12 protein-coding genes and 1 pseudogene are annotated in these 14,565 nt (G+C 74.5%); 3 read left to right on the top strand and 10 right to left on the bottom strand.

Translation table 11 applies throughout. From position 1 onward, the window contains the following. Positions 1 to 2: 2 nt before the first annotated feature. From FGF04_RS36490 to FGF04_RS36465, 6 genes and pseudogenes are all read right to left on the bottom strand, one after another. Positions 3 to 542: a universal stress protein gene (locus FGF04_RS36490; protein WP_149515690.1), complete on the bottom strand. Its 540-nt coding sequence runs from the start codon at positions 540 to 542 to the stop codon at positions 3 to 5. 186 nt (positions 543 to 728) lie between these two features. Then, positions 729 to 1,817: an ABC transporter ATP-binding protein gene (locus tag FGF04_RS36485; protein WP_149515689.1), complete on the bottom strand. Its 1,089-nt coding sequence runs from the start codon at positions 1,815 to 1,817 to the stop codon at positions 729 to 731. Next, on the bottom strand, positions 1,814 to 2,674 hold the full coding sequence (modB, locus tag FGF04_RS36480) for a molybdate ABC transporter permease subunit (RefSeq protein ID WP_149515688.1): 861 nt from the start codon (positions 2,672 to 2,674) through the stop codon (positions 1,814 to 1,816). The genes FGF04_RS36485 and modB overlap by 4 nt, the downstream gene beginning before the upstream one ends. After that, a complete protein-coding gene (modA, locus tag FGF04_RS36475; protein ID WP_149515687.1) occupies positions 2,671 to 3,492 on the bottom strand; it encodes a molybdate ABC transporter substrate-binding protein in 822 nt (273 codons plus the stop codon). Before modA ends, modB begins: the two co-directional genes overlap by 4 nt. A gap of 244 nt (positions 3,493 to 3,736) precedes the next feature. After that, positions 3,737 to 4,129 (bottom strand): TOBE domain-containing protein, encoded by a 393-nt coding sequence (locus FGF04_RS36470; protein ID WP_149515686.1) that lies wholly within the window; start codon positions 4,127 to 4,129, stop codon positions 3,737 to 3,739. 93 nt (positions 4,130 to 4,222) lie between these two features. Further along, positions 4,223 to 4,872 (bottom strand): annotated as a pseudogene (locus FGF04_RS36465) (lytic polysaccharide monooxygenase auxiliary activity family 9 protein). A 361-nt stretch (positions 4,873 to 5,233) separates the two neighbouring features. Between FGF04_RS36465 and FGF04_RS36460 the strand changes: the two are divergent. Both FGF04_RS36460 and FGF04_RS36455 read left to right on the top strand, forming a co-directional pair. Then, complete coding sequence (locus FGF04_RS36460; RefSeq protein ID WP_149515794.1) at positions 5,234 to 6,397, top strand: 4-hydroxybenzoate 3-monooxygenase; 1,164 nt, start codon at positions 5,234 to 5,236, stop codon at positions 6,395 to 6,397. Positions 6,398 to 6,459: 62 nt separating this feature from the next. Next, complete coding sequence (locus tag FGF04_RS36455; RefSeq protein WP_149515685.1) at positions 6,460 to 8,160, top strand: methyltransferase; 1,701 nt, start codon at positions 6,460 to 6,462, stop codon at positions 8,158 to 8,160. A gap of 72 nt (positions 8,161 to 8,232) precedes the next feature. Here FGF04_RS36455 and FGF04_RS36450 read toward each other — a convergent pair whose 3' ends face one another. Next, positions 8,233 to 8,451 (bottom strand): hypothetical protein, encoded by a 219-nt coding sequence (locus FGF04_RS36450; protein WP_149515684.1) that lies wholly within the window; start codon positions 8,449 to 8,451, stop codon positions 8,233 to 8,235. A gap of 210 nt (positions 8,452 to 8,661) precedes the next feature. On the opposite strand from FGF04_RS36450, the gene FGF04_RS36445 reads away from it, so the two are divergent. Beyond that, positions 8,662 to 9,234 carry a DM13 domain-containing protein gene (locus FGF04_RS36445; RefSeq protein ID WP_149515683.1) on the top strand — a complete coding sequence of 191 codons (573 nt, stop codon included), beginning with the start codon at positions 8,662 to 8,664 and terminating at the stop codon, positions 9,232 to 9,234. A gap of 24 nt (positions 9,235 to 9,258) precedes the next feature. Here FGF04_RS36445 and FGF04_RS36440 read toward each other — a convergent pair whose 3' ends face one another. The 3 genes from FGF04_RS36440 to FGF04_RS36430 form a co-directional block, all read right to left on the bottom strand. After that, complete coding sequence (locus FGF04_RS36440) at positions 9,259 to 10,299, bottom strand: LacI family DNA-binding transcriptional regulator (protein ID WP_149515682.1); 1,041 nt, start codon at positions 10,297 to 10,299, stop codon at positions 9,259 to 9,261. A gap of 59 nt (positions 10,300 to 10,358) precedes the next feature. Then, a complete protein-coding gene (locus FGF04_RS36435; RefSeq protein WP_149515681.1) occupies positions 10,359 to 12,860 on the bottom strand; it encodes a glycoside hydrolase family 3 C-terminal domain-containing protein in 2,502 nt (833 codons plus the stop codon). After that, on the bottom strand, positions 12,821 to 14,565 hold a 1,745-nt coding region (locus FGF04_RS36430; RefSeq protein WP_149515793.1), incomplete at its 5' end, for a discoidin domain-containing protein. The genes FGF04_RS36435 and FGF04_RS36430, both read right to left, overlap by 40 nt.

Raw genomic sequence — 14,565 nt, 5'->3', positions numbered from 1 at the left:
CCTCAGGACCTGCCCTCCGTCAGCTCCCGGGCGTCCAGCGGCAGCCGCAGGGAGACGCGGCGGCGCAGGGCGGCGAGGTCCTCCCGCAGCGGCGACGGCGGCAGGGCCAGTACGGGGCAGACGGCGTGCGCCAGGCAGTACCGGGCGACGGACGGGAACAGGGCCCGCCGCAGCCTGCCGCGGCAGCCCGCGCCGATCACCAGCAGGTCCTCGGGCCGGTCGGCGCTCTCCACCAGGGCGCGCCCCGGGGCGCCCCGCGCGACGATTCCCTGCAGCGGGACACCGGGCCCCGCGTCGCCGAAGGCGGTGTGCAGGGCCGTGAGGAGCCGCGCGCAGGCCTCCTGGCGCAGCTCCTCCACCGGAGCCGGGAACGCGCCGCGCCGGTGGGCGAACTCCCCGGCGGGCGGCTCCCAGGCGAGGACGGCCAGCAGCTCGGCACCGGTGCGGCGGGCCTCGCCGGCCGCCCGGCGCAGGGCGGCCAGGCTGCCCGGAGAACCGTCCACCCCGACGACGACCCGTCGTCCCCGCTCGTCCTCGGCCATCGCCGGCCCACCCCTTCCGCGTACGCGCCCGGACACCTGCCTCGTCCACGTGAGCGAGCGGGCCGCGCGCCGCGGCACCGGCGCTCGTCCGACACCGGAGGGGCGGTTCATGACGTCTTTCCTGCGTGCCTGCTCCCGTCTGCCCCGATTCCGGGCGCTGAAGCCGCCCGGCGGCGCGCTGCGCGCTCAGACCGGGTAGGCGTGGGTCTGGGTCGCCTTCACGGTGGCCCAGACCGTCGCGCCCGGGTGCAGTTCGAGCTCGGCGGCGCCGACCGTGGTCAGGTCCGCCACCAGGGGCAGCTCCCCGGTGAGGTCGGCGCGGATCCGGTCGCCGTGGGTCTCCACGCCCACGACCTCGCAGCGCCACAGGTTGCGGGCGCTGACTCCGGTCGGACGGTCGCGGTACAGCGTGACGGAGCTCGGCGGGAACGCCACGAAGACCGGCCCGGACAGCGCCTCCGTGGTGGTGACGGACGGACCGGCGCCGAGGCGGACCACGTGCCCCTGCGCCTCCCCCCGGTAGAGGTTCAGGCCGACCAGCTGCGCGATGTAGTCGGTACGGGGGTGGCGGGCGATGTCGGAGGGGACGCCCTCCTGGACGACCCGGCCGTCCTCGACGACGACCAGCCGGTCGGCCAGCACCATGGCGTCCAGCGGATCGTGCGTGACCAGGACGGCGACGGCCTCGAACTCCGCGAGGTGCCGGCGCAGCTGGGCCCGTACCTCCAGGCGGGTCCGGGCGTCCAGGGCGGCGAGCGGCTCGTCGAGCAGGAGCAGCCGGGGGCGGGTGGCGAGCGCGCGGGCCACGGCGACCCGCTGGGCCTGCCCGCCGGAGAGGCGGCGCGGCCTGGACCCGGCGTGGGCGGCCAGCCCCAGCCGGTCGAGCCACTCGGCAGCCGTCGCCCTCGCCGCGGCCTTGCTCGCCCCCCGGCAGCGCGGCCCGAAGGCCACGTTGTCCAGGGCGCTCAGGTGCGGGAAGAGCAGGTAGTCCTGGAAGACGACGCCGACCGGGCGGGACTCCGGAGGCGTGCGCTCCAGCGCCGTGCCGTCCAGCCGCAGCCGGCCGCCGGTCAGCGGGGTCAGCCCGGCCAGGGCGCGCAGCGCGGTGGTCTTGCCGGCGCCGTTCGGGCCGAGCAGGGCGACGACCTCGCCCGGCGCGACCCGCAGCGCCACGTCGAGCCGGAAGGTGCCGCGCTCGACGACGAGGTGAGCGTCGAGCCCCTCCTCGGAGGCGGCGGCGTGGTGGGCGGGAGCGCTCCCGCGGAGGTCGGTCATGCCGCGCGCATCCAGCGGTCGCGCAGGCCGGCCAGCACCGCGACGGACACGGCCAGCAGGACCAGGCTCAGGGCGACGGCGGCCTCCGGGTCGCTCTGCAGGGCCAGGTATACGGCCAGCGGCATGGTCTGGGTACTGCCCGGGAAGTTGCCCGCGAAGGTGATCGTCGCCCCGAACTCGCCCAGCGCCCGGGCCCAGGCCAGGACCGCGCCGGCCGCGATGCCCGGCGCGATCAGCGGGAGCGTGACCCGGCGGAACGCGGTGAAGCGGGAGGCGCCGAGCGTGGCGGCGGCCTCCTCGTAGCGCGGATCGGCGGCGCGCAGGGTGCCCTCGACGCTGATGACGAGGAACGGCATCGCGACGAACGCCTCGGCGACGACGACCCCCGCGGTCGTGAAGGGGAGCGTGACGCCGAACCACGCGTCCAGCCACTTCCCGACGATGCCGTTGCGGCCCAGCGCCATCAGCAGGGCCACGCCGCCGACCACCGGCGGCAGGACGAGGGGCAGCGTGACGAGCGCCCGTACGAGTCCGCGCCCGGGGAACTCGACCCGGGCCAGCAGCCAGGCCAGCGGCACGCCGACGACCAGGCTCACTGCGGTCGCCGCCGTGGCGCAGACCAGCGACAGCCGCAGCGCCTGCCACACCTCGGCGCTGGTCAGCAGGTCGGGCAGACTGCGCCACGGGGCCCGTACGAGCAGGGCGAGCAGCGGCACGACCAGGAACGCCAGGCCGATCAGCGCGGGCACGAGCAGCGGCAGGGGCACCCCCCGGCCGCCGCGGCCCTTGCGGACGGACCGCGGCGCAGGCCCGCCCGCGAGGACCGCGGCCCCGGACCGGTCGTCGGTGGGGGTCACGGCTTGAGGAACCCGGCCGCGGTCAGGACCTTCTGGCCCTCGGTGGACCGCACCAGCTCGATGAACGCCTCGGCGCCCCGGGCGTTACGGGCGTCCTTCAGCCGCGCGATCGGGTAGTCGTTGACGGCGTCGGCGGACTCGGGGAACTCCACGCCCTCCACCTTGTCACCCGCCGCGTGCACATCGGTCTTGTAGACGACGGCCGCGTCGGCCTCCTTCAGCTCGACCTTCGTCAGGGCGGCCTTCACGTCCTGCTCGTAGGAGACGGGCGTGAGCTTCAGGTCCGCGGCGTCGAGGGCCGTGCGGGCGGCGGCGCCGCAGGGCACCTCCTCGGCGCACAGGACGACCTTGAGGCCCGGGTCGGTGAGGTCCTTCAGGGAGGTGACGTCGTCGGGGTTGCCCGGCAGGGTGGCGATCTCCAGCTCGTTGCGCACGAAGGTGGCGGGCGTGCCCGCCGCGCCCCCGGCGTCCGTCACGATCTTCATCGTCTTGGGACTGGCCGAAGCGAACACGTCCGCCGGGGCGCCGCCCGTGATGCTCGCGGCCAGCGAGTCGCTGCCGCCGAAACTGAAGGTGACCTTCGTACCGGGGTGTTCCTTCTCGAACCTCTCGCCCAGCGTCGTGAAGCTCTCCTTGAGGGAGGCCGCGGCGAACACGGTCACCGTGCCCGAGGGTCCGCCCGCGGAGGACGCGGAGGAGTCCGGCTCCGACGACGAGGAGCCGTCGGACGACGAACAGGCGCTCAGCGCCAGCAGGGCGGCGGTGCCCGCACCGGCCACCTGCAGGGTACGGCGGGGCCGGCGTGCGGTACGGGTCATCACGGGTCCACTCCCTCGGTCGGCGGCCGGGCGGGGCCGCCCGGTCACCAGGTCGCCGGGGCGGTCGGGCGCCCACGGCGGACGCCATGCGCCGACCCCGGCACAGGGTGATGATACTTCCGCAGATGCGAGGGGAAAGTCTCCTGTTGCTTGGCACGAGCCGCGCAGGGCGTGGGGGAGGGTGGCATGTGCGTCCGTACAGCGTCCGTGGCCGTGGGGCCGGGGCGCCGGCCCGGGGCCGCCCTCAGGTCCGGTCGATGTGCACATTGGTCGACTTCACCCGGGCGGTGGCCTCCACCCCGACCTCCAGGCCCAGCTCCTCCACGGCCTCCCGCGTCAGCAGGGACACCAGCCGGTGCGGACCCGCCTGGATCTCCACCTGGGCGGCGACGTCACCGAGCTTCACGGCCGTGACGATGCCGGGGAAGGCGTTGCGGACGGAGGTGTACGAGACGTCCTCCGCGTCGTCACCCTTGGCGAGCTCGACGGAGAAGGCGGCCAGGTCCCTGCCGTCGATGAGGCGCCGCCCGCCCTCGTCCCGGTGCGTGACCATCCGGCCCGCGTCCGCCCAGCGCCGCGCGGTGTCCGGACTCACTCCGAGCAGACGCGCGGCCTGGCCGATCGTGTATGACTGCATGCGCGCCAACATAGGCGATCACCGGCGCGGTCCGGGGCGGGCGGCCCGGCACCTGTCCGCCCCGTCCGGTCCCGGACCGCACCGGCGGCCGTGTCAGCGGAAGTTCACGTCACTGCACAGGAAGTACGTCTGGTCCATGTGCGAGGCCTGCCAGATCGTGTACACGACGTGCCGTCCGCTCAGCCCCGACGTGCTGACGCCGATCGAGTAGTTCTGGCTCGGGGCGTACGCGCCGGTGCGCGCGACCAGTTGGAGGTCGTCCCAGGTCAGCGGCTGGGTGGCGGGGTCGAAGCCCTGCCGGGTGACGTAGACCAGGAAGTAGTCGGCGCCGTGGCTGGCCTGGTCGTACAGCTTCACGGTGAAGGTGCCGCCGATGTCCGTCGTCCGCCAGGCGCCGACGGTGTCCAGGGAGTCGTAGCGGCCGCCCTCGGTCCGGCCCCCGCTGCACAGCTGCCCGTCGGGGACGACCGCCTCGAAGTTGCCGGCGGAGCCGTTGCGGTAGAGGCCGTTCCAGTTCCACATGGCGTTCGGGTCGTCCTGCCACGCCTGCCAGCACATGGGGTCCTGCTGGGCCATGGCCGGGTTCTGGAAGTCGCTGCCCCATCGGACCAGCAGCCGTAGTTGCGCGAGGCCGGGTCGACCACGGAGCCGTGCGCGGCGGCCGGGCCGCTCCAGGGGAGCAGGCCCAGCAGTACGGCGGCGAGCAGGCTCAGGAGGAGAGAAGCGCGAGAGGTGCGGGACATGCGAGAGGTTGTGTCGTGATCATGACAACTCACGGCGTACCCCTTTCGGAGGTGGGGGTGGGGGACGTGACTGCGTGGGAGCGCTCCCGCGCTACACAGGCTCCGCGCGCCGAAACGGAATGGCAACACTCGTTCTCGCCAGATCCGGGCGACGGCATCAGATCCGGGCGACCGCGCCGGAGCCGGGGGCCGCCGCGCCAGAGCCGCACGACGGTCGCGTTCTCCGTGATCTGGTGATGTTTTTGCGTTCTGGTCGCGCATTCAGGTGATATCTGCGGAAGCGCGGTTTTCGGCCTCCCTAGGATCTCCTTCCGTGACAGACCTGAAGAGCCGGCGGCGGCCGGACGGCGGTACGACCGACGTGGCCGTCCTCGGAGCCGGTCCGGCCGGGCTCGTGCTCGGCAACGTCCTCCTGGACCGGGGGATCGACTGCGTGATCCTGGAGCGGGCCGAGCGCGCGCACGTCCAGACGCGGGCACGCGCCGGGTTCCTGGCCGCCGCCACCGTGCGGACCCTGGAGCGGCACGGTCTCGCCGAGGGGCTGCACCGGCACGGCAGGACCCACGGCACCTGTGAGTTCCGTACCGCGGACGGCCGGTTCCGGCTGGACTACGCGGCGCTCGGGCGGCGCGAGCCGCACACCGTCTACCCCCAGCAGCAGTTGGTGACCGACCTGCTGGCGCGCTACCTGGAACGCGGCGGACGGATCCGCTTCGGCACCGCGGCCGAGGCCGTGCACCACGCCGACAGCGAGCGGCCCGAGGTGCGGGTGCGCGAGGCCGACGGGCGGCCCGGCCTCTGGCGGGCCCGGTACGTGGCCGGCTGCGACGGCCGCCACGGCGCGGCCCGGCGCTCCCTGCCGACCGGCACGGTCCGCCACCACCGCGACCACGGTGTGACCTGGCTCGGCCTGTTCGCCGAGGCGCCGCCCAGCCTCGATGCCGTCGGCTACGCGGTGCACGAGCGCGGGTTCGCCGGGCACATGGCCCGCMCCGCCGAGATCACCCGCTACTACCTGCAGTGCGAGCGCGGCACGCCCGCCGGCGCCTGGACGCAGGAGCGGATCTGGGACGAGCTGGAACTGCGGATGCGCACGCGGGAGTACGGCCCGCTGCACCGCGGGCCCGTCGTGCAGCGCTCCGTCGTCGACCTGGAGTCCGACGTGCTCGAACCGCTGCGCCACGGCGCGCTGTTCCTGGTGGGCGACGCCGCCGGCCTGATCAGCCCGTCCGCCGCCAAGGGCGCCAACCTCGCCGTCCTCGAAGCGGCCCTCCTCGCCCGGGCCCTGACCGACGCCCTCACCCGCGGGGACGGCACGGGCCTCGACGCGTACTCGGCGCGCTGCCTGACGCACATCTGGCGCGCGCAGGAGTTCTCGCACTGGATGATCGGGCTGCTGCACGGCCCGTCCGGCACGGACGGCGAAGCGCTGTTCCACAACTCCCTGCGCCGCTCCCGGCTCGCCTCGCTGCGCACCTCGCGCAGCCACCAGGACTGGTTCGCCGAGCACTACGTCGGCGTGTAGTCCCGCACCCCTCCGCCTCCGAACCGCCCACCCGAACCCACTTGAACGGGGAACCTCCCGCAGTGATCACCACATCGCCGGGCGACACGTCGCGCCTGCGCGCGACGGCCGACTTCGTCAGGGAACAGGACACCGCCACCCTGCTCCCGCTGCTGTTCCCCGGGCTGGACGGCCCGGAGCTGCGGTCCCTGGTGGAGCGGTGCCGCTTCTCGCACGCGGCGCTGCTCGTCTTCCCGCCCGCCCGGGCGGCGCTGGACGCCATGCTCACCGAGTGCGGACTCGTCGCCGACGCGCCGCCGCGGCCGAGCGTCGTCGTGCGCCGGCGGCTCGCCGCGCGCCACGCACGGCGTGCGCGGGAACTCGACGTCGGCATCCTGCGCCCCACGGTGCAATGCCAGGACGGAGCGCGGCGCACGGTCGAGGTGTTCGCGCTGACCGTGCCGCCGGGCTCGGACCTCGGCGCGGTCGCCGCCCACGAGCGGGAACGGCAGCACGAGGCGCACGTGGCCTTCGAGGTCCCGGCCCCCGACCCCCTGGTGCTGCGCGGCCTGTGCGCGGTCTTCGAGCAGTACGGCGCCACCCCCGACGGCGGCGGCCACAACCCGCACGAGGACGGCACGGTGTTCTACTTCACCGCGCCCGCCGACGCCAAGTCCCCGTACACACGCGTGGAGTTGTACGCACCCGGCGACCACCGCGACGTCCTCGCCGCCCACCTCGACGGGCACCGCGCGCGGCAGCCCGCCGAGACCCTGCTGCGCCTGCTGACCGGAGCATGGACCACGCAGGCCCTGACCGCGTTCGCACGGCTGGAGGTGGCCGACGCGATGGACGGGGAGCGGGGCGCCGATCCCGCGGAACTGGCGCGCGCCACCGGTGTCCGCGCACCGAACCTGGCCGTGCTGCTGCGCTACCTCACCATGCTCGGCGTGGTGCGCGAGGACCGTGACGGCTTCCGCCTCACGGACGTCGGCGGGCTGCTGCGCACGGACGCCGAAGGATCGATGCGGCCGCTGGCGCTGATGTACGGGGGACCGTTCTACGAGTCCTTCGCCGGACTCGGGCACACCGTGCGCACCGGAGAGGTCGCCTTCGAGCGGCGCTTCGGCGAGAACCACTTCGACCACTTCGCCCGCGATCCCGAACTCGCCGAGCTCTTCGACCGGTCGATGGCCGCCGGGGCGCGGATGTTCGACCCGCTGCCCGACCACCCGGTGCTCGCCTCGGCGGCCGACGGGGCCACCGTCGTCGACGTCGCGGGCGGCAACGGGGAACTGCTCGGCCGCATCCTCTCCGCGCACCCCCGCCTGAACGGCGTCCTGCTCGAACGCCCCCGCACCGTCGAGACCGCCCGTCGCCTCCTGGACGCGGCCGGCCACACGGCGCGGTGTACCTTCCGGGCGGGCGACTTCGCGGACGTGCCCGCGGGCGGGGACGTCTACATCCTGTCCCGCGTCCTGCACGACTGGGACGACGACCGCTGCCGCGAGATCCTGCGCCACTGCGCCCGCGCGATGCACGACACCGCCGACCTGCTCGTCGTCGAACGCGTCCTGCCCACCGACGGCTCGGCCTCGCTGGCCACGGCCTGGGACCTGCACATGATGTGCAACGTCGGCGGCCGCGAACGGCGCGCCGACCACTACGCCCGGCTGTTCGCCGACGCGGGCCTCGTCCTGACGGGCCGCACACCGCTGCCCCTGGACGGCGACGTCCTGCACGTGCGCAAGGCCGGACCGGCGCACGCGGGTGCCGGGCTCTGACGCGCCGGGCGGCAGCAGGGCGCGGGCCGACGCCAGGGCGCGGGCTGGCGGCCGGCACCGGCCGGTGCGACGTCAGCGCGTCCCGGTGCGGGTGTGGGTGCGGGCGTGGACCAGGCCCATCAGGGCCGTGACCACCAGCGCCACGGCGGCGAGGCCGGAGATCAGGGGCAGTACGGCCATGTCGTCCCTCAGCTGGTTCACCGCGTTGAACGCCAGGAGGGCGCCGATGAGCAGGTAGGCGATGCTCAGGGCCTGACTCTCCGGGACGATCCGCCAGGTGCGCTCACTCATGTCTGCCTCCAACTGATCTGATCTGCAACGCAGTTCGGATGCCCGAAGATCCAGCGGCCATTCCCGCCGCGCCCCTCGGACCGGCCCGGCGGGAGTGCGCCGTAAGGATTCCGTCATCTCCTGAGGGCCGTCGGACGGCGGTGCGCCGCGTTGAATGGGTGCCGACAGACGGACAGACAAACAGGCAGACGGGCAAGGGGTGGGGCGGGGATGAGGCGCGTGCGGAAGGCACTGACCGGGCCGTTGGCCGTCGGGGTGCTGGTGGCGGCGGTCGCCGGGGTCGGTTTCGGGCTGTACTGGTTCCAGCCGTGGAAGCTGTGGCAGGACGAGACCGTCCAGGAGGCGCTGCCCGGGGCCGTGGCCACGTCCGCCCCGCCCACGGCTGCCGGGAAGCCCTCCGCGCCGGCCGGGACACCCTCTCCGGCCGGGCCGCAGACGCGGGCGAGCGGTGAGCTGATCAGCCACGAACACGCGACGTCGGGCACCGTGAAGCTGGTGCGGCTGGCCGACGGCTCCCACGTCGTCCGGCTGGAGGACCTCGACACCAGCAACGGACCGGACCTGCGCGTGTTGCTGACCGACGCCCCCGTGAAGGAGGGCAGGGTCGGCTGGCACGTCTTCGACGACGGCGAGCACGTCAGCCTGGGCAGGCTCAAGGGCAACAAGGGGAGCCAGAACTACGCCCTGCCCGACGGCGTCGACCCCGCCCGCTACACCAGCGTCAGCATCTGGTGCGACCGTTTCGACGTCTCCTTCGGCGCGGCCGAACTCGCTCGCGCCTGACGGCTGTTCAGCCGCGGGGGCGTCCTACGCCGACTCCCGGACCACCAGTTCGGGATCGAAGACGACCGAGGTCGGTTCGGTGCGCGCGTCCCGGATGTGCTCGGTGAGCAGCCGGCACATCGCCGCCGCCATGTCCTCGACCGGCTGGCGCACGGTGGTCAGCGGCGGTCTGCTGGCGAGCGCCGCGCTGGAGTCGTCGAACCCGACCACCGCGACGTCCTGCGGCACCCGGCGCCCCCGTTCCCGCAGCACCTGGCAGATCCCCTGGGCCATCAGGTCGTTGGCCGCGAACACCCCGTCGACGTCCGGGTGTTCGGCCAGCAGTGCGGTCATCGCCGCGATGCCGCTGTCGACGGTGAAGCCTCCCTGGGCGAGCGGGACGTACGCGTGGCCGTGGCGGGCCAGCGCGTCGCGGAACCCGGTCAGCCGCTCCTGGCTGGCCGGTACGGCCAGCGGTCCGGACACCGTGACGATCCGCCGGCAGCCCCGGGCCAGCAGGTGCTCGGCCGCCAGGCGCCCGCCGTCGTGGTGGGCGAGGTCGACGTAGCTGAGCGCGACGGGCCGGGCGGGCCGGGCGAAGAGCACGGCGGGCAGCCCGGCGTCGGCCAGCAGCCCCGGCAGGGGGTCGTCCGCGTGCGTCGAGACCACGAGGGCCCCGTCCGCGCTGCCCTGGCGCAGGTACGTGATGACCTCCTGCCGTGCCTCGGCGGTCTCGGCGAACATCAGCACGGGGTGCATCGAGCGCGGACGCAGATGGCCCACGACCCCGCTCACCACCCGGCCGAAGAACGGGTCCGCCAGCGCCCGCGCGGCGAACGCGTTCTGCTCCTCGTCCGAGACGTCACCGGCGCCGGAGACCACGAGCGCCACGGTCTCGGCGCGCCGGGTCACCAGCGACCTGGCCGCCCGGTTGGGCGCGTAGCCGGTCCTGCTGATGGCCCGGCGGACCGTCTCCTGGATCGTGGGGTCGACGTTGCRGACACCGTTGACGACGCGGGAGACGGTCGCACGGGAGACACCCGCCTCCCGGGCCACATCCTCCAGGGTCGGGGCCTGTCTGCTCATGCCCGCACCCTAACGGCACCGGCCGGAAGCGGCATAGAGCGCTCTCCCGGAGCCGTGGATCAGGTACCCGCCCGCACCTCCACCCCGAGGACCAGCGGAAGGTCACCGGCCGAACGGCCGGCCAGCACCCGGCACGGCCCCGGCTCCGTACGCCACGCCCCCTCCTGGACGGACCAGTGGCGCAGCGCCCGGGCGGGGACGTGCACCGAGGCGGTCACCGTCCCACCGGGCTCCGCGCGGACCGCGGTGTGTCCCGCGAGCCACCGGTGCGGGTACTCCACCGCGCCGCCGGTCCGTGCCAGATAGACCTGGACGACCTCGCGGCCGGGGCGCGATCCCGTGTTCCGCACCCTGACGCGCACCGTGAACGGCTGCCCCGCGGCGACCTCGCGTGGGCCGGTCAGTTCCTCGTAGGCCCAGGTCGTGTAGCCGAGTCCATGGCCGAACCAGTAGGCGGGGGTGCGGCGCCGGTGCAGCCAGGCGCGGTGGCCCACGTGCAGGCCCTCGTCGTAGTCGAGCCTGCCCCCGACCGGTCGCGTACGGCTGACCGGGGCGTCGGCGAGCACGGTGGGCCAGGTGGTGGGCAGGCGCCCGCCCGGTTCGGCCCGTCCCAGGAGCACGTCGGCCAGGCCGGCGCCGCCCTCCTGCCCCGGGAACCACGCGAGCAGCAGGGCGCCGACCTCGTCGCGCCACGGCAGCTCGACCGGTCCGCCGCTGTTGACGACGGCCACCGTACGGGGGTTGGCGGCGGCCACCGCGCGCACCAGCGCGTTCTGGGTGTCGTCCAGCGCCAGGTCGCGGCGGTCGTGCCCCTCCGACTCGCTGTGCGCGGTGGTCCCCACCACCACGACGGCCGCGTCCGCCGCGGCGGCGGCCCGGGCCGCGGCGGTGAGCGCCTCCCGGACGTCGGGGCGCGGCGGGGCCGCGCTGACGACCGTCGCCCGGCCGGTGCCGGGCGCGAGTTCGCGCCGCGCCACCAGCAGCACCCGCCGCCCCGCCGTCAGGTGCGCGACGGCGCTGTGCACCGGCGGATCCACGTGCACGCGTGCCGGGTCGTCCGTGTGCCTGGCGAATGCGCCGTCCAGCACGTCGTGTCCGTCCAGGCCGATCCGCATACGGCCGAAGCCGGCGATGCCCAGCGTCCAGGGCCCCGTCACCCGCGGCCGCAACCGGGCGCTGATCTCCACGGTGTGCGCGCCGGGGGGCAGGGGCGGCTCCAACTGCCTTCCCGTGGAACGGTGTTCGGCGTGCAGTTCGGCCCCCGACGCGTCGAGCACGCGCAGCAGGACCCCGGGCCGGCCCGACCGCGGGTCCGTGCACAGGTCCGTGCCCAGCGCGGGGGCGGGCTCCTCGGGAGCCGGGCCCGGGACGTGGACGACGTCGGCCCGGCCGCGCAGCGCGGTCCTCAGCCCCTCCAGGACGGACACCTCGTGCTGCGGGAAGACACCGGCGCTGCCGCCGCCCTGCGTCCGCGTGCGGGCGGCGTGCGCCCCGACGACGGCGAGCGTCCGTGTCCCCCGCCCCAGCGGGAGTGCGCCCCGGTTGGCCAGCAGGACCGTGCCGGCGGCGGCCGCGCGGCGCAGCAGCGCCCGGGCGGTGCGGGGGCGTACCGCCGTCGTCCTGCGGCGTTCCCCCGGTTCGCCGAGCGCTCCGACGCGCGCGGCGAGCCGCAGCAGGTGACGCACCTTGTCGTCCACGGCCCCGCGCGGCACGGCGCCGTCCTCCACGGCCCGGACGAGGTTCTCGCCCCACAGGCCCTCGGGCCCCGGCATCGCGAGGTCGAGACCGGCCCGCGCGGTGTCGAGCGCGGTCCGCACGGCCCCCCAGTCGGAGACCACGAGGCCGTCGAAGCCCCATTCGCTCCTCAGCGGCCGCGAGAGCAGCGGACTGGCGCTCATCGTGTGCCCGCCGACCGCGTTGTAGCCGGCCATGACGACCAGCACGCCCGCTTCGACGGCGGCTTCGAACGGGGCCAGGTACACCTCCCGCAGGGCCCGCTCACCGACGCGCACGTCGACGGTGAGCCGCTCCGTCTCGGAGTCGTTGGCGACGTAGTGCTTGGCCGCGGCGGCCACGCCCTGCCCCTGGATGCCGCGGACCAGCGCGGCGCCGGTCCGGCCGGTGAGCTCGGGGTCCTCGGAGAAGCACTCGAAGTGCCGCCCGGCCAGGGGGCTGCGGTGCAGGTTGAGGTTGGGCGCGAGGACCACGTCCACGCCCTTGCGCCGCGCCTCGGCGGCCAGCAGCGCCCCGAGCCGCTCGACCAGGCCGTCGTCCCACATGGCGCCGAGCGCCGACGCCGACGGCAGCAGCAGCGCCGTGCGGCGCTCGTCCCACGCTTCGCCGCGCACCCCCGCCGGGCCGTCCGACAGCACCATCTCCCGCAGTCCGACGGCCGGTTCGGCCGCGGTGCGCCACGTGCTCGCCCCGCTGAGCAGCCGGACCGCGGCCCGCAGCGTCAGCTTCTCCAGCAGCCGGTCGAGATCGTCCTCGGTGGGGCCCGTCCCGCCGACCGTCCCCCGGCTCAGTTGTAGACGCCGAACTCGTAGAGGGAGTAACCCCATCCGGTGCCGCGCGCGGTGCCCTCGACCCGGACGTAGCGGCCGGTGCCGGAGACGTCGAAGTCGTCGACCCCGCCGTTGCCGTCGGTCACCTGGCGCACGGTCCGCCAGGTCTGGCCGTCGTCGGACGTCTGGATCGTGTAGGCCTTGGCGTACGAGGTCTCCCAGACCAGCTGGACGTGGCGGAACGTGCTGCGGGTGCCGAGGTCGACGCGCAGCCACTGCGGGTCGCTCCAGTCGCTGGCCCACCGGGTGTCGTTCCTGCCGTCCACGGCGCCCGCGGCGGTGCAGGGGCAGTCGCCGCCGCCCGTCTGGTACGAGGAGGCCGTCGCGGGCCTGCCCAGGGCGAGGTTGGTGCCGTCCACGCTCGGCGGCACCACCCGGACCGAGCGCGTCTCGACGCCGACGTTGCCCCGGCCGTCCGTGACCTTGACGTAGATCTTCCAGACACCGGGCCGGTCCGGGGCGGTGACCCGCAGCCGGCCGCCGCCCAGGTCGGTGTGCGGCCGCGGCGTCAGCTGCTTGCTCTGGTCGACGTACATGCTGTTCTCCAGGACCTCGTACGAGAGCGCGTCCCCGTCCGGGTCGCTCGCCCTGACCGACAGCGTCAGGTCACGTCCCGCCTGCACCTTGGCCGCGTCGCCCTCGACGGACAGGGCGGAGATCACCGGGGGAGTGTTGTCGCGCGAGGTGTCGGCGCCGTACGCGCGCTTCACCGCGTAGTATGACAGCCGCTTCTGGCCGGCGGGCAGCAGGTTGAACCAGATGCCGCCGAAGTCGTACTCGGTCCCGTAGTGGAACAGCGTGGCGCCGAGCGCGACGCCCCGGTGCCCGGTGACGCAGTCCCAGGCCTTCGTGTACCCCTCGGCCTTGGCCCGGTCGGTGGGCTCCTCGGGGACGCCGTTGGCGTCGTCGGGCACCTCCCACTCACCCGGCGGGCCGCTCTCGGTGACGATGTACGGCTTGGTGTAACCGCCCTGCTCCCAGGCCGACCTGACGTCGCACACCGCGTCGTAGGCGTTGACGGCGTAGAGGTCGAGGTCGGGGGCGTTCCTCTTGTAGTAGGGCCAGGCCCCGACCCAGGCGTCGGTGGAGGTGACCGGGTGGTTCGGGTCGATGCCGTGGATCTTCTTCGTGATGTCGTTGACGAACGTGGTGTAGGCGTTGCGCTGCCGTTCCAGCTCGTCACCGCCGTAGCAGTTCTGCAGGCCGAGCACCGACTCGTTGCCGACGTTCCACATCAGCACCCCGGGGTGGTCCTTGTAGGTCTGGACCCACTTCGGGAACTCGTCGAGCATCTGGTTCTTGTACGCGGTGTCGGTCAGGTAGTTCACGCAGCCGCCGCTGCCCGGGCCGCCGCCCGGCTGCAGCCAGAACCCGGCGACGACCTTGATGCCGTGGGCGGCCGCCGAGTCGAACAGGGCCTTGCTGGAGGCGTCGGTGCCCCAGGTGCGGAGGGTGTTGACGCCCATGGACCGGACGTCGGGCATGTACCGTTCGGCGTCGGCCACGGCCGGGCCCCAGGTCAGGCCCTTGACCTGGTAGGGGCTGCCGTCGACGGTCAGCTGCCAGTCGCCCTGGGAGCCGGTCACCCGGACGACGCTGCCGGCGGCGTGCGCCTGCTGGGCGGGCAGGGAGAGGGCGCCGGCGGCCAGCAGCCCCGCGGTGAGGGGTGCGGCGATCCGGCGTGTGCGGGTGGGGCGTGGAC

The organism is Streptomyces apricus, from assembly GCF_008369065.1.
Classification (GTDB): Bacteria; Actinomycetota; Actinomycetes; order Streptomycetales; family Streptomycetaceae; genus Streptomyces; species Streptomyces apricus.
Note: the sequence above shows the minus strand (reverse complement) of the source record. Positions and strands in the feature narration are given on the sequence as shown.

What these genes read in the sequence shown, in the direction of transcription:
- FGF04_RS36485 (WP_149515689.1), bottom strand. Translation starts at nt 1,817, where the DNA reads ATGACCGACCTCCGCGGGAGCGCTCCCGCCCACCACGCCGCCGCCTCC.
- FGF04_RS36450 (WP_149515684.1), bottom strand. Translation starts at nt 8,451, where the DNA reads ATGAGTGAGCGCACCTGGCGGATCGTCCCGGAGAGTCAGGCCCTGAGC.
- FGF04_RS36435 (WP_149515681.1), bottom strand. Translation starts at nt 12,860, where the DNA reads ATGGGGTTACTCCCTCTACGAGTTCGGCGTCTACAACTGAGCCGGGGG.
- modA (WP_149515687.1), bottom strand. Translation starts at nt 3,492, where the DNA reads ATGACCCGTACCGCACGCCGGCCCCGCCGTACCCTGCAGGTGGCCGGT.
- FGF04_RS36445 (WP_149515683.1), top strand. Translation starts at nt 8,662, where the DNA reads ATGAGGCGCGTGCGGAAGGCACTGACCGGGCCGTTGGCCGTCGGGGTG.
- FGF04_RS36490 (WP_149515690.1), bottom strand. Translation starts at nt 542, where the DNA reads ATGGCCGAGGACGAGCGGGGACGACGGGTCGTCGTCGGGGTGGACGGT.
- FGF04_RS36470 (WP_149515686.1), bottom strand. Translation starts at nt 4,129, where the DNA reads ATGCAGTCATACACGATCGGCCAGGCCGCGCGTCTGCTCGGAGTGAGT.